Raw genomic sequence first — 23,195 nt, forward strand, 5'->3', positions numbered from 1 at the left:
ACGCTACTCCTCGGTCTCCGGTCCCATGCGCCTACGACCTTGGACGGGTCCCCGGGAAAACCTGTGCGCCACCGATGAATTTGCGCAACGGTAAAGGTCTCCTCATGCGTAGCCCCCGTACGTGGAAGGAAACCACCATGAGCCAGCAGACCTCCGGCCTGGCCATCGAGACCGCGGGCCTGGTGAAGACGTTCGGCGACACCAGGGCCGTGGACGGCGTCGACCTCGCCGTCCCCGCCGGCACGGTCTACGGCGTCCTCGGTCCGAACGGCGCCGGAAAAACCACCACCGTCAGGATGCTCGCCACCCTGCTGCGGCCCGACGGCGGCCAGGCCCACGTCTTCGGGCACGATGTCGTACGCGAGGCCGACGAGGTGCGCTACCGGGTGAGCCTCACCGGCCAGTACGCGTCCGTGGACGAGGACCTCACCGGCTTCGAGAACCTGGTCCTGCTCGGCCGGCTCCTCGGGCACCACAAGAAGGCCGCGCGGGAGCGGGCCGCGCAGCTCCTGGAGGCCTTCGGGCTGACGGACGCGGCCGACAAGCAGGTCAAGAACTACTCGGGCGGCATGCGACGCCGCATCGACATCTCCGCGTCCATCCTCAACACCCCCCAGCTGCTGTTCCTCGACGAGCCGACGACCGGGCTCGATCCGCGCAGCCGCAACCAGGTCTGGGACATCGTGCGCGCGGTGGTCGCCCAGGGCACGACCGTGCTGCTGACCACGCAGTACCTGGACGAGGCCGACCAGCTGGCCTCCCGGATCGCCGTCATCGACAAGGGCAAGGTGATCGCGGAAGGCACCAAGGGCGAACTGAAGGCGTCCGTCGGCGCCGGATCCGTACACCTGCGCCTGCGCGATCCCGCACAGCGTCCGCAGGCCGAGGAGGTGCTGCGGCTGGCCCTGGACGCGGACGTTCAGCTGGAGCCGGATCCGGTGGCGCTGACCGCACGCGTCGGCGCGGGGACCGTCAATGGGCAGGGGGCTGCCGAGAAGGCGGCCCGCGCACTCGCCGAGCTGGCCCGCGGCGGCATCACCGTCGACAACTTCTCACTGGGCCAGCCCAGTCTGGACGAGGTCTTCCTCGCCCTCACCGGCCATGACACAGGGGTCCACGACGATCCGAAGGCCGACGGCCTCAAGGCTCACGACGACGCGAAGGACGGGGCAGCCGCATGAGCACCGCGACCACCACCGAGACCAAGGAACTCGCCCCCGTCAGCGCCGACTCGCTCGCCGCGCTGCTCATCGCCGGGGAGCGGCCGCCGCGGCCCAGTGCCCTGTCGGCCTCCCTCACCTTCGGCTGGCGCGCGATCCTCAAGATCAAGCACGTGCCGGAGCAGCTCTTCGACGTCACCGCTTTCCCGATCATGATGGTGCTGATGTACACGTACCTGTTCGGGGGCGCCCTGGCCGGCTCCCCGGAGAAGTACATCCAGTTCCTGCTGCCGGGCATCCTGGTGATGTCGGTCGTGATGATCACGATGTACACCGGGGTCTCGGTCAACACGGACATCGAGAAGGGCGTCTTCGACCGGTTCCGCACCCTGCCCATCTGGCGGCCCTCGACGATGGTCGGCTATCTGCTCGGCGACGCCCTGCGCTACACCATCGCGTCCGTCGTGATGCTCACCGTCGGCATGATCCTCGGCTATCGCCCGGACGGCGGGTTCGGCGGCGTGGTCGCGGGGATCGCGCTGCTGGTCGCCTTCTCGTTCGCGTTCTCGTGGATCTGGACGATGTTCGGGCTGATGCTGCGCACCGAGAAGTCGGTGATGGGCGTCAGCATGATGGTGATCTTCCCGCTGACCTTCCTGTCGAACGTCTTCGTCGACCCGAGCACCATGCCGGGCTGGCTCCAGGCCTTCGTCAACAACAGCCCCATCACTCACCTGTCCTCGGCCGTGCGCGGGCTGATGGCGGGCAGCTGGCCGGCCGACGAGATCGCCTGGTCGCTGGGCTGGGCCGGCCTGTTCGTGCTGGTCTTCGGGCCGATCACGATGCGGCTGTACAACCGCAAGTAGCTCAGCCTGGCTGCCCGGTCATCATCGTGCTGTTGACCAGTCATGTGCTGTTCGCCAGTGCTGAACCGCTCGCCGGTGCTGTGCCGTTGGCCAGCCCTGCGGTGCTGGCCAGTCCTGCGGTGCTGGCCAGTCCTGTTGCTCAATCCTGGCGCAAGGGCCGGACGTCGGGCGCCACGTGCGCGCTCGGCGTCGCCCGTACGATCGTGATCAGCCGGTCCGTCAACTCGAGTGTCCCGACGGCCGGATCGTCGTAGCCGAGCACCCGGTGCCCGCGTACGACGCTGATGACCAGGTCGTCGGTCTCGCGCGGTGTCTTGCCCACCTCGGCCTTGATGACCGGCCGTTCGGCGATGTCGAGCCCGCTGCCCTGCTGGATGAGGTTCTCCATGACCATCCCCGCGGCGGGGCTGAGCACCGAGAGGCCGAGCAGTCGCCCGGCCGCGCTGGAGCTGGTGATGACGGCGTCGGCGCCGGACTGCTGCAGCAGCGGGGCGTTCTCCTCCTCCCGTACGGCGGCGACGATCTTCGCCGCACGGTTGAGCTGCCGGGCGGTCAGCGTGACCAGCACGGCGGTGTCGTCGCGCTGTGTGGCGATGATGATCTGCCGTGCCCTGCCCACCTCCGCGCGCACCAGCACATCGCTGCGCGTCCCGTCCCCGACGACCCCCGCATACCCCTCGGCCGTCGCCGCGTCGACGACCTTGGAACTGGGGTCGACGATCACGACCTGGTCCTTCTTCAGCCCGGCCCCGCAGACGGTCTCGATCGCCGACCGCCCCTTGGTCCCGAACCCCACGACAACGGTGTGATCTCTCAAGGCCGCCCTCCAGCGGTTGAGCCGCCATTCCTCCCGGCTGCGTTCCGTGAGGACCTCGAGCGTGGTGCCGACCAGGATGATCAGGAACAGCACGCGCAGCGGCGTGATGACAAAGATGTTGGTGAGCCGGGCGGCGTCGCTGACCGGGGTGATGTCGCCGTATCCGGTGGTGGAGAGGGTGACGGTGGCGTAGTAGAAGGCGTCGAGCAGGTCGACGGCGCCGTCCGAGTTGTCGCTGTAGCCGTCGCGGTCGGCCCAGACGATGAGGGCGGTGGCGAAGAGCACCAACAGCGCCATCGCCAACCGCTTCCCGGCCCGACGGATCGGGCGCTCCACGACCTTTCTAGGGAGTTGCACCCGGTGGGTCACGAGATGCTCGTCCGCTTGGCGGGCTATCGCGTCATGGCCCGAAAGTTTCACGTGAAACACACCCCGTTCGGATTCATCCGAATCGCTCGCCCTTCGCCCTCATGTGAAGCACACATCGATCCCGGCTGTGGCCCAGGGCACGTCGAGGAGTTCCAGCTCCTGACCCGCCCGCGCGCCGCCCGGCGGTACAACCGCGAGGGCGTCGGACGCCGCGACACCCCGCAGCATCGCCGGACCGTTGTAGTGCAGCGGCACGGCCTCATCGGCACGCAGCACGACGGGGACGAGCCGCGTGTCGTACGGGTGCCCGTGCACGGCGTCCTTGAGAGGCAGCGCGTACGGCTCCGGGGCCGCACGTCTGGCGAGGACGCGTACCAGGGGTTCGGCGAGCGTGAGCAGGCCGGAGACGGCAGCCAGGGGATTGCCGGGCAGGCCGACAAGGTGCTGGTTCTCCTTGGTGCGGGCCAGCAGCATCGGGTGCCCGGGGCGCACCTGAACGCCGTCCACGAGGAGTTCGGCGCCGATGCGGCGCAGGGTGGGGTGGACGTGGTCGACGGGGCCCGCAGCCGTGCCGCCGGTGGTGACGATCAGGTCGGCGTCGGAGCCGCTGATCGCCTTGTGCAGCGCCTTGGCGTCGTCGCCGAGCCTGCGCACGGCGACGACCTCGGCGCCGAGCGCGCGCAGCCATGGCGGCAGCATCGGGCCGAGCGCGTCCCGGATGAGCCCGTCCTGAGGCAGGCCCTCGGTGAGCAACTCGTCGCCGAGTACGAAGACTTCGGCGCGCGGGCGGGGGACGGCGACGAGCGTGTCGTACCCGGCGGCCGCGGCGAGGCCCAGTACGGCGGGGGTGACCAGCGCACCGACCGGCAGCAACTGGTCACCGCCGCGGCACTCCTGGCCACGCGGCCGGATGTCCTGCCCGTGCACGACCTCCCGGGTCGCGTGCAGCCGCCCCTTGTCGTCGGTCCGCCCGTGCTCAGTGCGCAGTACGGCGGTGACGTCCTGCGGGATTCTGGCCCCGGTGGCGATCCGCACCGCCTCGCCGTCGGCGAGCGGGTCCGGCTCCGCATGCCCGGCGAGCACACCGTCCTCGCGTACCTCCCAGGGGCCGGGTCCCGCGACCGCCCAGCCGTCCATCGCGGAGGTGTCGAAGGAGGGGAGGTCCGTGAGCGCGGTGAGGGGGGCGGCGAGGACGAGGCCGAGGGAGGCGTCGAGGGGTACGGAGACGGGGGCCCTGCGCGGTACGGAGCGGGCGGCTCGCTCGGCGACGACGCGGGCCTCGGGCCAGGGGGTGGCCTGGTGATGGGCGTGGGCGGCCCGTCGTCCGTGCTGCTCCCCCTCCGGGGCGGGCGCGGGCACGGAACGGGTCTCGGGGTTCGCTCCGTCTTCCTTCACCAGGGCGAGCACCTCCTCGACGTCGAAGTCCTCGGCATCGTCCCGGGTGGAGCGGGCGGCGGTCATCCGGCGTCCGGCTTCGCGTGGGCGTCCGACTTCGCGTCAGGGGTGTCCTCGTCGGCCCAGCGGAGCGCCAGCGCCGCGGCCTTGCGGGAGGCCTGAGCCACGGCGTCCGGGCCGCCGCCGGCCTGTGCGGCCGCGTACCCCACGAGGAATGTGGTCAGCGGTGCGGCCGGGCGGGCGACCTCGTGCGCGGCGTCGCGGGCCAGGTCGAGCAGGGCGCCGGTGTCGACGTCCAGGTCGATGCCAAGTTCGTTCTTGACTGCGGTAATCCATTCATCCAACACGTGCCCATGCTCCCTGATACGTGCCCGTGCGGCGGCGATGTCGTCCCAGGTGTCGCAGTCGAAAGACGCGACGGAGTCGGAAATGCGGGTGAGGTCGAGCGCTGTGGTGAGCCGTCGCAGCGGCAGCCCCGTGAGCGCGCCGTGCTCGGCGGCGAGCGCGGCCAGCTCCCGGCGCAGGGCTCCCGCGCGGTACGCGGCCACGAGGGGCTGCTCGCGACCGCCGGAGTCGGTCAGCAGCACGCCGTCGGCGGCGGCCGAGTCATCTCCGGGACCGCTCTCCCGCAGGGGTGCCAGCAGGCGCCGTACCGTCCCCTCGTCCAGGAACGGCAGGTCCGCCGAAAGCACGACGACGTACTCCGCGGTGGTGTGCCGCAGCCCGGCGTCGAGCGCCGCGAGCGGGCCCCCGCCCGGCGGATCCTCGCGGGCCCACTCGACGGGGCGTGCGGTCGCCCGTGGCTCGGCCACGACCACCGTGGTAGCGGCATCGGCACACGCGGCCAGCACCCGGTCGAGCAGCGCCCGGCCGCCCACGCGCACGCCGGGCTTGTCCGTGCCGCCGAGCCGCCGCGCGGCGCCGCCCGCGAGCACGACGGCGTCGAACGGGGCATCGGGGCCGGTGCTGCCCGATGGCTCGGGGCCGGTCGACGGCTGAGGCGTGCCCGGTTGCTCGGGCGTACTCGGTGGCTCGTACGTCATTCCCCGAGTATGAGCGCCCGACGGATCATTGCCATCCCGTGCCCGGCATCGGACGGAGACAACCGGACTGGTCAGCCCCGTCCACAGCATGTGTACGGGGACAACCGGACCGGTCGGCCCCGTGCACAGCGTGCGGACGGGACAACCGGACCGGTCGGGCTACAGCGTCCGCAACAGCACCGCCGGGTGTTCCACGCAGTCCGCCACGTAGCGCAGGAAGCCGCCCGCCGTGCCGCCGTCGCACACCCGGTGGTCGAAGGTGAGCGAGAGCTGGACGACCTGCCGCACCGCCAGCTCACCCTCGTGCACCCAGGGCTTGGGGACTATGCGGCCGACACCGAGCATGGCCGCCTCGGGGTGGTTGATGATCGGCGTGGATCCGTCGACGCCGAACACCCCGTAGTTGTTCAACGTGAAGGTGCCGCCCGTGAGTTCCGCAGGGGTCAGCGTCCCGGTGCGCGCCGCCTCCGTCAGCCGGGCGAACTCCGCGCTCAGCCCCTCCGCGTCCCGCGCGTGAGCGTCCCGTACGACGGGGACGACGAGCCCCCGCTCGGTCTGCGCCGCGAAGCCCAGGTGTACGTGGTCGAGCTGGACGACCTCGCGGGCCTCCATGTCGACGGTCGAGTTCAGCTCGGGGAACCGCGCCAGCGCGGCGGTGCAGATCCGGGCCAGCAGAGCGAGCAGCGAGATCTTCGGCCCTCCCGCCGCGTTCATCGCCACGCGCGCGTGCATGAGCTCCGTCGCGTCGGCATCAACCCAGCAGGTCGCGTCGGGTATCTCACGACGGCTGCGGGAGAGCTTGTCGGCGACGGCACCGCGGACGCCCCGGAGCGGAACGCGGAGGCCGTGCGGGGCGGCGCCCCGAGAGATCCCGGGTGCGGCGGAGGGGGCGGCGGACGGTCGCGTCGCGTACGAAGACGCGGCGCCCGGCGCCGCGGGCTGGGGCGAGGGAGCGGAAACCGCCGTGCCCAGCGCGTCCCCGACCGCAGGGGCCGGGAAGGGCTCCACGGAAGCAGGGGTCTGGAAGGGCTCCGCCGAAGCCGGCGTCCGCTGCCGGCCGGCTGCCGCCGCGCGCAACGCGTACTCGACGTCCGCCCGCAGGATCAGCCCGTCGGGCCCCGAGCCCTCCAACTCCCGCAGATCCACGCCGTTCTCCCGGGCGAGACGCCGCACGAGCGGCGAAATGACCGGTACGGGCCCGTCACCGCGCACTGCGGCTCCGCCGTTCACCACCTCGTCGCCACGCCGGCCACTGACCGGTTGGCCCCGGTCAGCGGCGACCGGACGGCCCTCGGTGCCGGACAACGCGGCGGGAGCGTGCCCGCGCCGTCCCCGTTCAGGCCGCCCGGCCGGGGCGCCCGCGCCCGCCGAAGACTCCGGGCCTGCCGAGGTGCCGGGCGCCCGCCGTCCACCAGCGGCGGTCCCGGCCGGTGGCCGTACCCTCCTGCGCCGCGCCGGAGGCGCACCCGTGCCGTACCCCACCAGGACGTTTCCGGACGCCTCGTCGCCCGCGTCGCCCTCGTCGGAGGCCGACTCGCCCACCGCGACCGTCAACAGAGGTGCCCCCACGGGCAGTTCTGCGCCCTCCTCGCCGAAGCGGGCGGTGACCACGCCCCCGTAGGGGCAGGGGACCTCGACCATCGCCTTGGCCGTCTCGACCTCGACGACGGGCTGGTCGACGGCGACGACGTCACCGACCTCCACCAGCCAGCGGACGATCTCCGCCTCGGTGAGCCCCTCCCCGAGGTCGGGGAGCTTGAACTCCAGCACTTGGGCCATCAGCTGTCCGCCTCCCACTGCAGACGCCCCACGGCGTCCAGGATCCGGTCGACGCCGGGCAGATGGTGCCGCTCCAGCATCGGCGGCGGATACGGGATGTCGAACCCGGCCACGCGCAGCACCGGCGCCTCCAGGTAGTGGAAGCAGCGCTCGGTGACGCGGGCCGCGATCTCCCCGCCCGGGCCGCCGAATCCGCCCGACTCATGTACGACGACCGCGCGCCCGGTCCGCCGCACCGAGGCCGACACCGTCTCGTCGTCGAACGGCACGAGCGAGCGCAGATCGACGACTTCGAGGTCCCAGCCCTCGGCCCGCGCCGCCTCGGCGGCTTCGAGGCAGACGGGCACGGACGGCCCGTACGTGATGAGCGTGGCGCTCCGGCCGGAGCGCCGCACCACCGCGCGGCCTATCGGTTCAACGGCCGTCGGCTCGTCCGGGTTCCAGGAATCCTTCGACCAGTACAGCCGCTTGGGCTCCAGGAAGACGACCGGGTCGTCGGAGGCGATGGCGGCGCGCAGCAGTCCGTAGGCGTCGGCGACCGTGGCGGGCGTGACGACATGGAGCCCCGGAGTCGCCATGTAGTACGCCTCGGAGGAGTCGCTGTGGTGCTCGACGCCGCCGATGCCGCCGCCGTACGGGACACGGATCGTGATGGGGAGCGGCATGGCGCCGCGCGTGCGGTTGCGCATCCGCGCGACGTGGCTGATCAGCTGCTCGAAAGCGGGGTACGCGAACGCGTCGAACTGCATCTCCACGACCGGCCTGAGGCCGTACATGGCCATGCCGACCGCCGTCCCGAGGATGCCCGCCTCGGCCAGCGGCGTGTCCGTACAGCGGTCCTCGCCGAACTCCTTGGCGAGCCCGTCCGTGACCCGGAAGACGCCGCCGAGGGTGCCGACGTCCTCGCCCATGACGTGCACGGCGGGGTCGGCGGCCATGGCGTCCCGCAACGCGCGCGTGAGGGCCTGCGCCATGGTGGCAGGCTTGACGGCAACGGTGGTCATCGCCCGGCTCCTTCCCCGAGGTGATGCGGTCCGTCCGCCTCAGCATCCAGCTCGGCTTTCAGCTGGGCTTCCTGCTCCAGCAGTTGCGTGGTGGGCTGGGCATACACATGGGCGAACAGATCCATGGGGTCGAGCACCGGGTCCTGGTTCATGCGCTCGCGCAGATCGGCGGCCATCGTCTCGGCGTCCTCGCGTGCGGCCCGTATGCCGTCGTCGTCGAGCAGGCCGCGCTCGGTCAACTCGCGCTCCAGGAGCGCGATCGGGTCGTGCGCGCGCCAGGTCTCGACCTCCGCGTCGCCCCGGTAGCGGGTGGCGTCGTCGGCGTTGGTGTGGGCGTCGATGCGGTACGTGACTGCCTCGACGAGCGTCGGACCGCCCCCCGCGCGCGCGTGGGCGATGGCCTCGCTGAGCACCTGGTGCACCGCCGCCGCGTCGTTGCCGTCCACCAGACGCCCGGGCATGCCGTACCCGACGGCCTTGTGGGCCAGGGAGGGGGCGGCGGTCTGCTTGGCGAGCGGGACGGAGATGGCGAAGCCGTTGTTCTGGACGAGGAAGACGACCGGGGCCTGCCAGACGGCGGCGAAGTTCAGTGCCTCGTGGAAGTCGCCCTCGCTGGTGCCGCCGTCGCCGACCAAGGCGAGCGCGACCACGTCGTCGCCCTTGAGGCGGGCGGCGTGCGCGAGGCCCACGGCGTGCGGAAGCTGGGTGGCAAGGGGGGTGCACAGGGGCGCGATGCGGTGCTCATGAGGGTCGTATCCGGTATGCCAGTCGCCGCGCAGGAGGGTGAGCGCCTGGACGGGGTCGAGGCCCCGGGCTACGGCCGCGAGCGTGTCGCGGTAGCTCGGGAAGAGCCAGTCGCGCTCCTGAAGGACCAGAGCGGCGGCGACCTCACAGGCCTCCTGGCCGGTGCTGGAGGGGTAGACAGCGAGGCGGCCCTGCTTGGTGAGGGCCGTGGCCTGCGCGTTGTAGCGCCGGCCGCGCACCAGTTCCGCGTACAGACGGCGCAGCAGACCCGGATCGGCCTGTGCGGCTGCCTCGGTGCCGAGGACGCGGAACGGCAGCGCGTCGGGCAGCAGCGGCGCGGGGTCGGTACGGGGCTGCCAGGCGGGGGGCGGCGTTGGCCGGTAAGCGCCTCGCTGCTCCATGACCGTCATGACGGCACCTCCTCGTGGGAGCGGCTTCAGGCGCGCCACGGGTGTGATGCGCCCCACCTACCGATTGTTCGGTCGTCGGCACATTTTGGCTACAGGCACCGCCAGGCTGTGGACAAACGGTTCTCCACAGCCTGAGATGGACGCAGTACGTCCATGGTAGAGAGGCGGGGGGACATGGCACCTGAACAAATGGCCGAGCCGCCGGAGGCCGGCCCCGCTCTGCCACCCGCCCGTCCGCTCGACGCCATAGACCAAGACATCCTGCAGATGCTCCAGGCGGACGGCCGCGCCTCGATACGCTCCGTGGCCGAACGGGTCCATGTGTCACGGGCCAACGCCTACGCGCGGATCAACCGTCTCATCGAGGACGGCGTGATCCGCGGCTTCGGGGCGCGCGTCGACCACGAGCGCGCCGGTCAGGGCACATCGGCGTACATCACGCTCAAGATCGTGCAGAACTCCTGGCGCACGGTGCGCGAGCAGCTGAGGCTGCTCCCAGGGGCCTCCCACATCGCGCTGGTGGGCGGAGACTTCGACGTACTGCTCCTGGTGCACACGCCGGACAACAGGGCGCTGCGCGAGCTGGTGCTCACGCGGCTCCAGGCCATCCCCGAAGTGCTCAGCACACGGACGCTGCTGGTGTTCGAGGAGGAGGATCTGGAGCCGGAGGGCTGACCTCTGGAGCCGGAGGGCCGGCCTCAGTGCCCGCTGCGGAGCCCTGAGAAGACCAACTGCACGACGGCGTCCGCGACTTCCCGCTCACCCATGCCGCGCCCGTCCGGCCGGTACCACTCCACGATCGAGTTGATCATCCCGAAGACCAGCCGGGTCGCGAGCCGGACCTCCACATCGCCGCGTACGTCCCCGTCGGCGGCGGCGGCCTTCAGGAGCTCGGCCACCTGGTGGTCGAAGCCGCGGCGCCGTTCCAGGGCCCAGCGCTCGGTGTCCGTGTTGCCGCGCACGCGCAGCAGCAGCGTCACGTACGGCAGTTCGGCGGTGAGCACCTCGACCATGCGCCGTACGACGTACTCCAGGCGCTCCACGGCACGCCCCACGCGCGCGTGCTCCTCGTCGAGGATCCCGAAGAGGCCGTCGAGCGCTCGGCTGACGGCCCGGCGCAGCAGCTCCTCCTTGCCGGAGACGTGGTGGTATATCGATGACTTGGAGATGCCGGCCGCCTTGGAGAGGTGCTCCATGGAGGTGCCGTCGTAACCACGCTCGTTGAAGACCCGGACGGCGACCGAGAGCAGGGTCTCCGGAGTGTAGGTGTCGCGCTTGGCGGTGGTCATGAGGTGCCCTCCCGCTTGTCGGTGGCGTACGCGTGGCGGTAGAGCGCGAGGGACGGCGCGTATCGCCCGGTGGGGTCGCACTCGTGCAGGTTGTCGAGGACGGAGCACGCCCAGCTGTTGCCGAGCCTGCGGCTCCACTCGAAGGGCCCCAGAGGGTAGTTGACGCCGAGCCGCATCGCCGTGTCGATGTCCTCCTCGGTGGCAACTCCCTTGGCGACGGCGTCGTGCGCCAGGTCGATGATCCGGGCCACGGTCCGGGCGACGATCATGCCGGGGACGTCCCCGATGACGCTGACGTCCTTGCCGAGCGCCTGGAAGAGGCCGATGGCCTCGGAGAGCGTCTGGGGAGCGGTGTCCTGGGAGGCCGACAGGGCGATCCGGGTGGCCTTCCGGTAGTCGAGCGCCAGGTCGAAGTAGACGACGTCGCGGAACTCGACCGAGGTCTGGCCGTCGGCGAGGACCAGCTGGCCGCCGCTGGGCAGCACGAGGCGGGTTCCGTGGTCCTCCTCGTCGTCGCGGACCTGGATGCCCGCCGCGCGGATCAGGGCGAGCAGGTCGGAGGCGGGGCCCAGATCGCCCTCGGCGACGACGTATGCGGGCGCCTGTGCCTTCTCCGCGGTGTGCGGCTCGGAGCGCTCGGCGTCGTCGGCGTAGTCGTACCAGCCGTGTCCCGTCTTGCGGCCGAGCCGGCCGGACTCGACGAGCCGTCGCTGCGCGAGCGAGGGCGTGAAGCGCACGTCCTGGAAGAAGGACTGCCACACGGAGTGGGTGACGGACTCGTTGACGTCCTGCCCGATCAGGTCGGTGAGCTCGAAGGCGCCCATCCTGAAGCCGCCGGACTCACGCAGGACCGCGTCGATCGTGGCGGGTTCCGCGGCCTGGGCCTCGTACACCGCGAAGGCCTCGGCGTAGAAGGGCCGCGCGATGCGGTTGACGATGAAGCCGGGGGTGTCGGCGCAGGCGACGGGGGTCTTCCCCCAGGCACGTGCCGTCTCGTACGCGCGCGTGGCCGACGACACGTCGGTCGCGAACCCGGAGACGACCTCCACGAGGGGCAGCACCGGCGCCGGGTTGAAGAAGTGCAGTCCGACCAGACGGCCGGGGTTGCGCAGAGCGCCGCCGATGGCCGTGACAGACAGGGAGGAGGTGTTGGTGGCGAGCAGACAGTCGTCCGCGACGATGTCCTCGAGATCGCGGAACAGCCGCTGTTTCACGTCGAGTTGTTCGAGCACCGCCTCGGCGACGAGCACGCAGTCCGCGAGGTCGGTGAGGCTCGCGACGGGCCGGAGGCGGGCACGCGCGGCGTCCCGGCCGGCGCCGGTGAGCCGCTCCTTCTCGACGAGCCGGTCGAGTCGGGCGCCGATCGCTTCGGCCGCCGCGTCGGCACGCCCGGGAACCGCGTCGTAGAGCCGCACGGGGTGGCCCGCTACCAGCGCGACCTGGGCGATTCCCTGGCCCATGGTGCCGGTGCCGACAACGGCCACGGGGCTGCTGAGGTCGAGTGCTGTCATGTGCGCGATCCTCCCGCACGGGGTTTTCCACAGATGCGGCGGTCCCCCTTGTCCCGACCGATCGTTCGGTTACTCTAACTCTGTCCGGCTGTTTCTGCCCAGGTCATGAGCGCAACGAAGAGCTCTTGAGACGAGGAGTTGGTCCCTGATGGCCGCCGAACTCACCGCGCACCAGCTGATCGCCCAGCACCGGCCCACCCTCGACCACGCGCTGGAAACGATCCGCACGCGCGCGTACTGGTCCCCGCACCCCGAGCACCCGAAGGCGTACGGCGAGAACGGCAGCCTGGGCATGGCCGAGGGCAAGGCCGCCTTCGACGCCCTCCTGGGCACCCGCCTCGACCTCGGTCAGCCCGGCACGGACGACTGGGTCGGCGGCGAGGTCTCGCCGTACGGAATCGATCTGGGCGTCACGTATCCGCACGCGGACATCGACACGCTGCTGCCCGCCATGCGGGCCGGACAGCGGGCCTGGCGCGACGCGGGCGCGGAGATGCGCGCCGTGGTCTGTCTGGAGATCCTCAAGCGGATCAGCGACCGCACGCACGAGTTCGCGCACGCGGTCATGCACACCAGCGGCCAGGCCTTCATGATGGCGTTCCAGGCGGGCGGCCCGCACGCGCAGGACCGCGGCCTGGAGGCCGTGGCGTACGCGTACGTGGAGCAGGTCCGCACCCCCGACAACGCGGAGTGGACCAAGCCCCAGGGCAAGCGCGACCCGCTCGCGCTGACCAAGCAGTTCACGCCCGTGCCACGCGGCATCGCGCTGGTGATCGGCTGCAACACCTTCCCGACGTGGAACGGCTATCCGGGCCTGTTCGCCTCCCTGGCCACCGGCAACGCGGTCCTGGTGAAGCCCCACCCGCGCGCGGTGCTGCCGCTCGCCCTCACCGTCCAGGTCGCCCGTCAGGTGCTCGCCGAGGCGGGCTTCGACCCGAACCTGGTGGCGCTGGCCGCCGAGCGCCCCGAAGAGGGCATCGCCAAGACACTGGCCGTACGGCCCGAGATCCGGATCATCGACTACACGGGCTCGACGGCCTTCGGCGACTGGCTGGAGAACAACGCCCGCCAGGCGCAGGTCTACACGGAGAAGTCCGGCGTCAACACGGTGATCGTGGAGTCGACCGACAACTACAAGGGGATGCTGTCCAACCTGGCCTTCTCCCTGTCCCTGTACAGCGGCCAGATGTGCACGACCCCGCAGAACCTGCTGATCCCCCGGGACGGCGTCCGCACGGAGGAGGGCCACAAGTCGTACGACGAGGTGGTCTCCGACCTCGCGAAGTCGGTCGCCGGGCTCCTCGGCGACGACGCCCGTGCCAACGCGCTCCTGGGCGCCATCGTCAACCCGGACGTGAAGGCCCGCCTGGAGGCCGCGGCGGGGCTCGGCGAAGTCGCCCTCCCCTCACAGGAGATCAGCAACCCGGAGTTCCCGGACGCGGTCGTCCGTACGCCGCTGATCGTCAAGCTCGACGGCGCGCGGAAATACTGGGAGAGGGCCGACGACGAGGCCGCCTACATGAGCGAGTGCTTCGGGCCGGTCTCCTTCGCCGTCGCGGTCGACTCGGTGGCGGACGCCGTGGAGCTGCTGCGGCGGACCGTCAGGGACAAGGGCGCGATGACCGTCGGCGCGTACACCACCGACACGGAGGTCGAACAGGCCGTGCAGGAGGCCTGCCTGGAGGAGGCCGCCCAGCTCTCCCTGAACCTCACGGGCGGGGTGTACGTCAACCAGACGGCGGCCTTCTCGGACTTCCACGGCTCCGGCGGCAACCCGGCCGCCAACTCGGCACTGTGCGACGGGGCGTTCGTCGCGAACCGCTTCCGGGTGGTGGAGGTGCGCCGGGAGGCGTAAGCGTTTGCGCCTGTGCGGCGTCTAGGGCGATGCGCTCCCGGTCGCGCTCCAGTGGAACAGCGTCATCGCCACGCTGGTCGCGAGGTTGTAGCTGGAGACCTGGGGGCGCATCGGCAGGGACACCAAGTGGTCGGCGCGGGCCCGGAGTCCGGGGGACAGACCGCTGCGCTCGGAGCCGAAGGCGAGCACGGCGTCGTCGGGGAGCTTCAGCCCTCGGATGTCCTCGCCCTCCGGGTCGAGGGCGAACACCGGGCCGGGCGGCAGCTCGTCCACGGTCAGCCGCTCCACGGCGGTCGCGAAGTGCAGGCCCGCCCCGCCGCGTACGACCGTGGGATGCCAGGGGTCGAGCGTGCCCGTCGTGACCACGCCGGTCGCGCCGAAGCCCGCCGCAAGCCGGATCACCGCGCCGGCGTTGCCGAGGTTGCGAGGGTTGTCGAGGACGACGACGGGCGTGGTGCGGGGGGTGCGGGCCAGCCTCTCCAGGTTGGCGTCACGGGAGGGACGTACGGCCAGGGCGGCGATCGACGTCGGGTGCGGGCGGGGGACGAGCGCCTTCAGCGTCGCCTCCGGGACCTCCGTCAGGAGTCCTTCGAGGGTGTCGCGTACGTCAGGGGCCAGCTCGTCGGCCAGTTCCACGGCAGCCTGCCGGTCGGTGGTGACGGCCACCGGGATACGGGCCTGGAAGCGCACCGCGTGCTTGAGGGCGTGGAAACCGTCGAGCAGGACGGAGCCGTCGGCGAGCTGACGCCAGGCGCGTACAACCCGCGCGCCGCTGTCGTCGTCCGGCGTACGGGCATCCGTCTCGTTCATGCGATGAAGCCTACGTGCGTCTGCTCGGTCGCCTCCTTGGTGCGCGGGGTCCCCTCGCGCGGCCCCGGTGCCGTACGGCCGACGCCCGGAAACAGCCGTCCACGCGCGCGTGCCGCCCATCCGCCGAGGCGGCGCAGGAAGGACGTCGGCAGGAACACCGCGTCGGCGGCGATCATCGCGAGCGAGAAGAACGGCAGCCCAAGGACCACGGCGATCACGGCGTGCTCGGTCATCATGGCCGCCAGCAGGACGTTCTTGACCCGCCGGTTGAACAGGGTGAAGGGGAAGGCGACCTGCACGATGACCGTCCCGTACGTCACCAGCATCACGATCGTGCCGTTCGCGGACATCAGGTCGGACAGCGCGGGCCAGGGCGAGAAGGAGTCCAGGTGGAGCGGGTAGTAGACGGCGGTGCCGTCCTGCCAGCGCGAACCCTGGATCTTGTACCAGCCTGCGGTCGCGTAGATCAGACACGCCTCGGCCATGATCACGAGCAGCGCCGCGTTGTGCACGAGGTTGGCGACGACGTCCAGCAGGATCCGCGGCTCCGGGGTGCGCCTTCGGCGGCCGACGACCCACCACAGGGCCTGCACCGCCCACAGCCCCCAGAAGACCGCCGGCCAGCCGCTGTCGAGCCACCCCGCGAGCGTCACCGCGGCCAGTGCCAGACCGAGCACGCCCCACAGGGCGGGTCCGACCTGGTCGGGCCCGTTTCGCTCGCCACGCGCGCGTGCCTCCCACGCGAGCCGTGCCCGCCGCGCGTCCAGCGACCACACCTGGCCGCAGCGGGTGAACACCAGGTAGATCGCCATCAGATGGATGACGTTGTCGCCGCCGTCCCCCATGAAGATGCTGCGGTTCTGCAGGGACAGCACACCGACCATGAAGAGGACGGACATCGTGCGGGTCCGCCAGCCCAGGAGCAGCAGGGCGCTCGACAGCACGGCGAGGCCGTAGACGATCTCGAACCACACCTGGCTGTCGGACCACATCAGGGCCGTGAAGGCGTCGTTGCCCACGATGAGCTGCTGGGCGAGATCCCAGCTCCACGGACCGTCGGGCCCGTACATCTCCTGGCGGTGCGGGTACTCACGCAGCAGGAACAGCAGCCAGGTGGCGGCGAAACCTATGCGGATCACGGCGGTCTGGTACGGGCCGAGCGCGGACTCGGTGACGCGGGTGAGGCCACGCGAGACCGACAGGGCGAATCGGCTCATCGCGCGCTCGCCTCCGTCAGTCCGTCCTCGCGGTCGCCCTCGGGGACCGACCACCAGGGCAGCTCGCGGACGACGGGCTTGTCGGACACCTGCTCCTCGCTCCACTTGGGGGGCGGCACATTGGTGGTGCGGGAGCGGAACTGGACGCGCTCGACGACGGCACCTTCGCCGCCCGCGAGTTCGCGGTCCAGGCGCAGCACGGCGATCCGGCGCAGATAGCGTTCCGAGAGGTCGCCGCGCAGGCCCGCGGGGCGGTCCTGGTTGTCGTGCGTTGCCACGTAGAAGTCCCAGGCGCGGCGCAGTTCGTTCTGCTGGGTGTGGCTCGGCAGCAGATTGCCGGCGATGGCCTGGCCGTCGAGTGCGGACAGGTCGTACCAGCCGGTCTCGCGGCTGCTGCCGTTCCCGGTGCGGACCAGGGCGCGGACCTGGACCGAGATGTTCTGCTGGAGCGGATTGGGGGCGAAGAGCTTCCAGTTCTGTTCGAACTCGGGGTAGATCCAGTCGTCGATCGCTTGGCCGTGCTGCTTGGTGACCGTGTTCGAGGGCGCGACATGCAGGAACACCATGCCGAGATGCACACAGGCGGTGACCGCGACGACCGCGAGAGCGAGGGCGGCGGCGATCTGGTACGGGAGGGAGAGGGCGGCTATGCCGGTGGGGGCGGAGGGCTCGGCCGACTCCGTCCGTCGCCGGGCGGGCACGGCGGAGACGCGGTCGCCGAACGGGCGCACCTGGGATGTACGCCCCTCGGACGTACGGGCCGCAGGCACCGAACTGTCGGGCGCCGGACTGCCATGCTCGGACGCGACGGGCGCAGGCCTGACAGGAGTGGAACCGTCGCGTGAGGAACCGTCGCGTGAGGAATCGTCGTGTGTGCACGAGTCGGGCGCGGACACGTCAGGCGCGGACACATCGCACGCGGACCCGCTGGGCGCGGACACGACAGGCGCGGACTCGTCGGACACGGACGCGTCGGACACGGACTCTTCAAGCGCGGACACGACAGGCGCGGAAGCGTCGGACACGGACCCTTCAGGCGCGGGTCCGTCGCACGCGGATCCATCGGGCATGGACGCGCCGGGCAGGGACCCGTCCGGCCCTGGCCCGGTCTTCGCGCTCTCGTCGTACGCGTCCATTCCGCCCCGATTCCCGATCCCGAATCCGATGCCGGCCGCCGGGCCGCGGGCACCGTACCGCCACGCCGCAGCACAGCGCAGCGCACCGCGACGTTCGCACGGGCACCGTACTCAGCCCCGGCCACCCGGCACAGCCCCACAAGACACAGCGGCCACACCAGCGCCCACGAGGTTATCCACAGCGGTTGACACCTTACGGCGCTCGAACGACCATTGATTCGAGCGGACCGAACGATCGGTCGGTCGGGAGTGAGAGGTCAAGGGGGACCGCATGGCGACAGCAGCAGCGCACCACACGGCCCGCGCACAGGCGGACGGACCGGCGGACGAAGCCGCGCGCACCGCGGCGTACGAGGCCGTCTTCGACGCCGCCGTGGCGGCCGACGAGCGCATCGAGCCCCGCGACTGGATGCCCGACGCATACCGCTCAACGCTGGTCCGGCAGATCGCTCAGCACGCCCACTCCGAGATCATCGGCATGCAGCCGGAGGCCAACTGGATCACGCGCGCGCCCTCGCTGCGCCGCAAGGCGATCCTGACGGCGAAGGTCCAGGACGAGGCCGGGCACGGGCTGTATCTGTACAGCGCGGCGGAGACCCTCGGCACCGGCCGCGACGAGCTCCTCGACAAGCTGCACACCGGCCGCCAGAAGTACTCGTCGATCTTCAACTACCCGACGCTGACCTGGGCGGACGTCGGTGCCATCGGCTGGCTGGTGGACGGCGCCGCGATCACCAACCAGGTCCCCCTGTGCCGCTGCTCGTACGGGCCGTACGCGCGCGCGATGGTCCGCATCTGCAAGGAGGAGTCCTTCCACCAGCGCCAGGGGTACGAGCTGCTGCTGGCCCTCAGCCGCGGCACCCCCGAGCAGCACGAGATGGCGCAGGACGCCGTGAACCGCTGGTGGTGGCCCTCCCTGATGATGTTCGGCCCGCCCGACGACGAGTCCTCGCACTCCGCGCAGTCGATGGCCTGGAAGATCAAGCGCCATTCGAACGACGAACTGCGCCAGCGCTTCGTGGACATCTGCGTCCCCCAGGCCGAGTCGCTGGGCCTGACCCTGCCGGACCCGGACCTGGTGTGGAACGAGGAGCGGGGGCACCACGACTTCGGCGCGATCGACTGGACGGAGTTCTGGGAGGTCCTCAAGGGCAACGGCCCCTGCAACGAACAGCGCATCACCCAGCGCAGGCGCGCCCACGAAGAGGGCGCATGGGTACGGGAGGCGGCCGCGGCGTACGCGGACAAGCACAACACGGTTGGGAAGGCGTGAGGATGACCACCAACGACTGGCCCCTGTGGGAGGTCTTCGTGCGCTCGCGCCGCGGCCTCTCGCACACCCACGCCGGCAGCCTGCACGCGCCGGACGCCGAGCTGGCCCTGCGCAACGCACGCGATCTGTACACGCGACGCGGCGAGGGCGTCTCGATCTGGGTCGTCCCCTCAGCCGCCGTCACGGCCTCCTCGCCCGACGAGAAGGACCCGTTCTTCGAGCCGGCCGCGGACAAGCCCTACCGGCACCCGACGTTCTACGAGATCCCGGAGGGGGTGAAGCACCTGTGACGCACCCGACGCCCTCGATGTCCAAGGCCGCGACCGCCGCCGCCCTGGCCCTCGGCGACGACGCCCTGGTGCTCTCGCACCGCCTGGGGGAGTGGGCAGGTCACGCGCCCGTCCTCGAAGAGGAAGTCGCCCTGGCCAATATCGCGCTGGACCTGCTGGGCCAGGCCCGGGTGCTGCTGTCCATGGTCGGTGACGAGGACGAGCTGGCGTATCTGCGCGAGGAGCGCGCCTTCCGCAACCTCCAGCTCGTCGAGCAGCCGAACGGCGACTTCGCGCACACCATCGTCCGCCAGCTGTACTTCTCCACCTACCAGCGCCTCCTGTACGCCGAACTGGCCGCTGGGGGAGGCGAGTTCGCGCCGCTCGCCGCGAAGGCCGTCAAGGAAGTCGCCTACCACCAGGACCACGCGGAGCAGTGGACCCTGCGGCTCGGCGACGGCACGGACGTCAGCCATGAGCGGATGCGGCAGGCGTGCGAGGCGCTGTGGCGGTACACGGGCGAGATGTTCCAGCCGGTCGAGGGCGTGGACGTCGACTGGGAGGGAATGCGGGCCGCCTGGCTGGAGTCCGTGGGCGGCATCCTGCGGCGCGCCACTCTGCCCGTCCCCGAAGGGCCGCAGTCCGGGGCGTGGACCGCGGGCGCGGGTCGCCAGGGCCTGCACACCGAACCCTTCGGGCGGATGCTCGCCGAGATGCAGCATCTGCACCGCAGTCATCCGGGGGCGTCATGGTGACCACGACCGCCCTCGAGGACGAACTGCGCAGGCTGGCGGGGTCCGTGCCCGATCCCGAGCTGCCCGTGCTCACCCTGGAGGAACTCGGCGTCCTGCGCGCCGTGCACGTCCACGGAGCGGACGCGGTCGAGGTCGAGCTGACCCCGACGTACACCGGCTGTCCTGCTATCGAGGCGATGTCCGTGGACATCGAGCGGGTGCTGCACGAGCACGGCATACGGGAGGTGTCCGTGCGTACGGTGCTCAGTCCCGCCTGGTCGACGGACGACATCTCGGACGAAGGACGCCGCAAGCTGCGGGAGTTCGGGATAGCTCCTCCGCGCGGCGGGCGTCCGGCGGGCCCCGTGACGGTCGAGCTGGGGCCGACCCGGACGGTCACCGCCGAGCCGGAGGGGGAACCCGTGCGCTGCCCGAACTGCGGATCGGCCGACACCGAGTTGCTCAGCCGTTTCTCCTCCACCGCGTGCAAGGCGCTGCGCCGCTGTCTGTCCTGCCGTGAACCGTTCGACCACTTCAAGGAGTTGTGATGGCCCGCTTCCACCCGCTCCCGGTGGCCGCGGTCGACCGGCTCACCGACGACTCCGTGGCCCTGACCTTCACGGTGCCGGCGGAACTGCGCGAGGAGTACCGGTACGCGCCCGGCCAGCACCTCGCGCTGCGCCGCACGGTCGACGGCACGGAAATACGCCGTACGTACTCCATCTGCTCCCCGGCACCCGCCCCCGGCGACGAGGGCCCGGCAACGCTGAGGGTCGGGGTGCGCCTGGTCGAGAGTGGCGCGTTCTCGACGTACGCACTCAAGGAGATCGCGGTCGGCGACGAGGTGGAGGTGATGACGCCGGCGGGTCGGTTCACGCTCGAACCCGCGGCCGGGCTGTACGCGGCCGTGGTGGGCGGCAGCGGAATCACCCCGGTGTTGTCGATCGTCTCGACGCTGCTGGCTCGTGAGCCGGAGGCGAGGTTCTGCCTGATACGCAGCGACCGGACGGCGGCCTCGACGATGTTCCTGGACGAGGTCGCCGACCTCAAGGACCGCTTTCCCGAGCGGTTCCAGCTGGTGACGGTGCTCTCCCGGGAGGAACAGCAGGCGGGGCTGCCCACCGGGCGACTCGGCCAGGAGCGGCTCACCGGCCTGCTTCCGGCGTTGCTGCCCGTGGACCGGGTGGCGGGGTGGTTCCTGTGCGGGCCGTTCGGTCTGGTGCAGGGGGCGGAGCGGGCGCTGCGCGGGCTCGGCGTGGCGCGGAAGCGGATCCACGAGGAGATCTTCCATGTGGACGCGGGGGCCGCGACAGCTGCCGCCGTACCGGCTCCCGCGCACAGCACGGTGACCGCCCGGCTCGACGGACGCGGCGGGACCTGGCCCGTCCACGACGGTGAGTCGCTCCTGGAGGCCGTACTGCGCAACCGGCCGGACGCGCCGTACGCCTGCAAGGGCGGCGTGTGCGGAACCTGCCGCGCCTTCCTGGTCTCGGGCGAGGTGCGGATGGACCGCAACTTCGCGCTGGAACCGGAGGAGACGGAGGCCGGGTACGTACTGGCCTGTCAGTCGCATCCGGCCACAGAGAAGGTGGAGTTGGACTTCGACCGGTAGGCCGTGGGCGATGGCTGGACCATGGCCGACCGTTCCCTTCTCGTGGAACTTGTTCTATCTTGACGCTCCGTCAGATCAGGCGCCCCGCCTGGTCGGTGGGCCGGTGCGTGCGTGGGAGGACAGGATCGTGGACTTCACCTTCACCGAGGAGCAGCAGGCGGCGGTCGAGGCGGCGAAGGCGGTGTTCGCCGGGGTCGCGCCGGACGGGGTGCCCAGCCCCGCGCTCAGCCCCGGCGCCGTAGCCGAGGACTTCGACCGGGCACTGTGGGCGAGGCTCGCCGACGCGGACCTGCTGAGCCTGCTGCTCGACACGGAGTACGGCGGGGCGGGGCTCGACGCGGTCGCGCTGTGCCTGGTGCTGCGCGAATCGGCGAAGGTGCTGGCGCGGGTGCCGCTGCTGGAGAGCAGCGCGGCGGCGGTGGCCGTGCAGACGTACGGCGGCCAGGAGTTGAAGGAGGAGCTGCTCGCCCGGGCGGGCCGGGGTGAGCTCGTGCTGACCGTCGCCGCCCACGGCCGGACCGGCCACGACCCGGCCGAACGCGCCGTGACCGCACGGCAGGACGGTGACGTATGGGTGCTGGACGGCGTGCAGACCACGGTTCCCTGGGCGCACAACGCCGACTTCACCGTCGTACCGGCGCACACGGAGGCCGGCCGGAGCGTCCTCGCCCTGGTCCCCCGCGTCCACCAAGGGGTCCTGCTCGCCGAGCAGATCTCCACCACTGGTGAACGGTTCGGGGAGTTGCGTCTGGAGTCCGCGCGGATCGCCGCCCGGGATGTCATCGACGCGGAGGGGGCGTGGGAGTGGCTGCGCGAGCTGCTGGCCACCGGGACATGTGCGCTGGCGCTCGGGCTCGGGGAGGGCGTGCTCGGGATGACGAGTGAGTACACCAGCAAGCGGGAGCAGTTCGGGTTCCCGGTCGCCACGTTCCAGGCGGTCGCCGTGCAGGCCGCCGACCGCTATATCGACCTGCGCGCGATGGAGGCGACGCTGTGGCAGGCCGCGTGGCGGATCAGTACGGGGGCGGGGGGTGCGCTGCCGGCGTCCGGGGACGTGGCCGTCGCCAAGATCTGGGCATCGGAGGGGGTACGGCGGGTCGTGCAGACCGCGCAGCATCTGCACGGGGGGTTCGGTGCCGACGTCGACTACCCCCTGCACCGGTACCACGCCTGGGCCAAACAGCTGGAGCTGTCCCTCGGACCGGCGCCGGCACACGAGGAGGCACTGGGGGACCTGCTGGCGACACATCAGCTGGGCTAGACACCGAGCCCGCGGCACATCAGCTGGGTTGAGCGTGCCGCACGCTGACCATTCGATGGGGCGCACGCTGACCATCCGCTGGGCTGGCGTGGCGCACGCCGCATCCGCTGGGCCAGGCGCCGAACCCGCGGCGGGCTTGCCGGGCTGAAGGCCAGGCCACGGTGTCTCCGCCGAGCTGAAGGCCGAGGCGTGTGTCCCCCGGGCTGATCGTCACGCCGGTGGACGGAGCCCGCGTCAGCGCGCGGGCTCGCGCTCGCCCTGGCTGTCAGGGCCCGTCCTGATCTACAGCACGAAGCCCGGCTGGCCCTTGGCGTCCACGACAGGGCGGCCGGTGGCTGCCCAGGCCTGCATGCCGCCGTCCACGTTCACGGCGTCGATGCCCTGCTGGACCAGATACATCGTGACCTGGGCCGAACGGCCACCGGAGCGGCAGATCACGTGGACCCGGCCGTCCTGCGGGGCGGCCTCGGTCAGCTCTCCGTAGCGGGCGACGAACTCACTGATGGGGATGTGCAGCGCCCCGTCGGCATGACCTGCCTCCCACTCGTCGTCCTCCCGGACATCCAGCAGGAAGTCTCCTTCCGTGAAATCTCCGACCCCGACCGTGGGCACACCAGCTCCGAAACTCATGCCTCCGACGC

At 71.3% G+C, this 23,195-nt stretch carries 22 protein-coding genes; 10 read left to right on the forward strand and 12 right to left on the reverse strand.

All coding sequences use genetic code 11. The annotated features are described in order from the left end of the window. The first annotated feature begins 137 nt into the window (after nt 1-137). Together C4B68_RS19590 and C4B68_RS19595 are read left to right on the forward strand one after the other, a co-directional pair. Nucleotides 138-1,181: an ATP-binding cassette domain-containing protein gene (locus C4B68_RS19590; protein ID WP_099502110.1), complete on the forward strand. Its 1,044-nt coding sequence runs from the start codon at nt 138-140 to the stop codon at nt 1,179-1,181. Next, a complete protein-coding gene (locus C4B68_RS19595; protein WP_099502109.1) occupies nt 1,178-2,026 on the forward strand; it encodes an ABC transporter permease in 849 nt (282 codons plus the stop codon). Before C4B68_RS19590 ends, C4B68_RS19595 begins: the two co-directional genes overlap by 4 nt. Nucleotides 2,027-2,165: 139 nt before the next feature. Here C4B68_RS19595 and C4B68_RS19600 read toward each other — a convergent pair whose 3' ends face one another. From C4B68_RS19600 to pdhA, 6 genes are all read right to left on the reverse strand, one after another. Then, nucleotides 2,166-3,263, reverse strand: coding sequence for a potassium channel family protein (locus tag C4B68_RS19600; RefSeq protein ID WP_099502108.1), 1,098 nt, complete (start codon nt 3,261-3,263; stop codon nt 2,166-2,168). Between the two features lie 48 nt (nt 3,264-3,311). Further along, a complete protein-coding gene (locus C4B68_RS19605; RefSeq protein WP_099502107.1) occupies nt 3,312-4,673 on the reverse strand; it encodes a molybdopterin molybdotransferase MoeA in 1,362 nt (453 codons plus the stop codon). Continuing rightward, nucleotides 4,670-5,650 (reverse strand): NTP transferase domain-containing protein, encoded by a 981-nt coding sequence (locus C4B68_RS19610; RefSeq protein ID WP_099502106.1) that lies wholly within the window; start codon nt 5,648-5,650, stop codon nt 4,670-4,672. Before C4B68_RS19610 ends, C4B68_RS19605 begins: the two co-directional genes overlap by 4 nt. Before the next feature lie 159 nt (nt 5,651-5,809). Continuing rightward, a complete protein-coding gene (locus C4B68_RS19615; protein ID WP_099502105.1) occupies nt 5,810-7,429 on the reverse strand; it encodes a dihydrolipoamide acetyltransferase family protein in 1,620 nt (539 codons plus the stop codon). After that, nucleotides 7,429-8,433, reverse strand: coding sequence for an alpha-ketoacid dehydrogenase subunit beta (locus C4B68_RS19620; protein WP_099502104.1), 1,005 nt, complete (start codon nt 8,431-8,433; stop codon nt 7,429-7,431). Before C4B68_RS19620 ends, C4B68_RS19615 begins: the two co-directional genes overlap by 1 nt. Beyond that, on the reverse strand, nt 8,430-9,587 hold the full coding sequence (gene pdhA, locus C4B68_RS19625) for a pyruvate dehydrogenase (acetyl-transferring) E1 component subunit alpha (protein WP_099502103.1): 1,158 nt from the start codon (nt 9,585-9,587) through the stop codon (nt 8,430-8,432). The genes C4B68_RS19620 and pdhA overlap by 4 nt, the downstream gene beginning before the upstream one ends. A gap of 189 nt (nt 9,588-9,776) precedes the next feature. Here pdhA and C4B68_RS19630 point away from each other — a divergent pair, with 189 nt between their 5' ends. Continuing rightward, nucleotides 9,777-10,262 carry an Lrp/AsnC family transcriptional regulator gene (locus C4B68_RS19630; RefSeq protein WP_099502102.1) on the forward strand — a complete coding sequence of 162 codons (486 nt, stop codon included), beginning with the start codon at nt 9,777-9,779 and terminating at the stop codon, nt 10,260-10,262. Between the two features lie 23 nt (nt 10,263-10,285). Here C4B68_RS19630 and C4B68_RS19635 read toward each other — a convergent pair whose 3' ends face one another. Both C4B68_RS19635 and C4B68_RS19640 read right to left on the reverse strand, forming a co-directional pair. Continuing rightward, entirely contained in the window at nt 10,286-10,876 is a 591-nt protein-coding gene (locus tag C4B68_RS19635; RefSeq protein WP_099502101.1) for a TetR/AcrR family transcriptional regulator, read from the reverse strand. Beyond that, a complete protein-coding gene (locus C4B68_RS19640) occupies nt 10,873-12,387 on the reverse strand; it encodes a 3-hydroxyacyl-CoA dehydrogenase (RefSeq protein ID WP_099502100.1) in 1,515 nt (504 codons plus the stop codon). The genes C4B68_RS19635 and C4B68_RS19640 overlap by 4 nt, the downstream gene beginning before the upstream one ends. A gap of 148 nt (nt 12,388-12,535) precedes the next feature. Here C4B68_RS19640 and paaN point away from each other — a divergent pair, with 148 nt between their 5' ends. Continuing rightward, nucleotides 12,536-14,242 carry a phenylacetic acid degradation protein PaaN gene (paaN, locus tag C4B68_RS19645; RefSeq protein WP_099502099.1) on the forward strand — a complete coding sequence of 569 codons (1,707 nt, stop codon included), beginning with the start codon at nt 12,536-12,538 and terminating at the stop codon, nt 14,240-14,242. Nucleotides 14,243-14,263: 21 nt separating this feature from the next. Here paaN and C4B68_RS19650 read toward each other — a convergent pair whose 3' ends face one another. The 3 genes from C4B68_RS19650 to C4B68_RS41950 are packed head-to-tail and all read right to left on the reverse strand — an operon-like array spanning nt 14,264 to nt 17,039. Continuing rightward, nucleotides 14,264-15,052, reverse strand: coding sequence for a TrmH family RNA methyltransferase (locus C4B68_RS19650; protein ID WP_099502098.1), 789 nt, complete (start codon nt 15,050-15,052; stop codon nt 14,264-14,266). Then, nucleotides 15,049-16,269 carry an HTTM domain-containing protein gene (locus C4B68_RS19655; protein ID WP_099502097.1) on the reverse strand — a complete coding sequence of 407 codons (1,221 nt, stop codon included), beginning with the start codon at nt 16,267-16,269 and terminating at the stop codon, nt 15,049-15,051. The genes C4B68_RS19650 and C4B68_RS19655 overlap by 4 nt, the downstream gene beginning before the upstream one ends. Next, entirely contained in the window at nt 16,266-17,039 is a 774-nt protein-coding gene (locus C4B68_RS41950) for a DUF5819 family protein (RefSeq protein WP_420824028.1), read from the reverse strand. The genes C4B68_RS19655 and C4B68_RS41950 overlap by 4 nt, the downstream gene beginning before the upstream one ends. A gap of 637 nt (nt 17,040-17,676) precedes the next feature. Here C4B68_RS41950 and paaA point away from each other — a divergent pair. The 6 genes from paaA (at nt 17,677) to C4B68_RS19690 (ending at nt 22,554) form a co-directional block, all read left to right on the forward strand. Next, on the forward strand, nt 17,677-18,678 hold the full coding sequence (paaA, locus tag C4B68_RS19665) for a 1,2-phenylacetyl-CoA epoxidase subunit PaaA (protein WP_099502096.1): 1,002 nt from the start codon (nt 17,677-17,679) through the stop codon (nt 18,676-18,678). A gap of 2 nt (nt 18,679-18,680) precedes the next feature. Next, complete coding sequence (paaB, locus tag C4B68_RS19670; protein ID WP_099502095.1) at nt 18,681-18,968, forward strand: 1,2-phenylacetyl-CoA epoxidase subunit PaaB; 288 nt, start codon at nt 18,681-18,683, stop codon at nt 18,966-18,968. Nucleotides 18,969-18,985: 17 nt separating this feature from the next. Continuing rightward, nucleotides 18,986-19,702: a 1,2-phenylacetyl-CoA epoxidase subunit PaaC gene (gene paaC / locus C4B68_RS19675; protein WP_099502159.1), complete on the forward strand. Its 717-nt coding sequence runs from the start codon at nt 18,986-18,988 to the stop codon at nt 19,700-19,702. Further along, nucleotides 19,696-20,229, forward strand: coding sequence for a 1,2-phenylacetyl-CoA epoxidase subunit PaaD (paaD, locus tag C4B68_RS19680; protein WP_099502094.1), 534 nt, complete (start codon nt 19,696-19,698; stop codon nt 20,227-20,229). The genes paaC and paaD overlap by 7 nt, the downstream gene beginning before the upstream one ends. After that, nucleotides 20,229-21,293 (forward strand): 2Fe-2S iron-sulfur cluster-binding protein, encoded by a 1,065-nt coding sequence (locus C4B68_RS19685; RefSeq protein ID WP_099502093.1) that lies wholly within the window; start codon nt 20,229-20,231, stop codon nt 21,291-21,293. The genes paaD and C4B68_RS19685 overlap by 1 nt, the downstream gene beginning before the upstream one ends. A gap of 127 nt (nt 21,294-21,420) precedes the next feature. Beyond that, nucleotides 21,421-22,554, forward strand: coding sequence for an acyl-CoA dehydrogenase family protein (locus tag C4B68_RS19690; protein ID WP_099502092.1), 1,134 nt, complete (start codon nt 21,421-21,423; stop codon nt 22,552-22,554). A gap of 282 nt (nt 22,555-22,836) precedes the next feature. Here the strand turns inward: C4B68_RS19690 and C4B68_RS19695 are convergent, their stop codons facing one another. Next, entirely contained in the window at nt 22,837-23,166 is a 330-nt protein-coding gene (locus C4B68_RS19695) for a rhodanese-like domain-containing protein (protein ID WP_099502091.1), read from the reverse strand. Between the last annotated feature and the right edge of the window lie 29 nt (nt 23,167-23,195).

Origin of the sequence: Streptomyces dengpaensis (genome assembly GCF_002946835.1) — a bacterium.
GTDB classification, from domain to species: Bacteria; Actinomycetota; Actinomycetes; order Streptomycetales; family Streptomycetaceae; genus Streptomyces; species Streptomyces dengpaensis.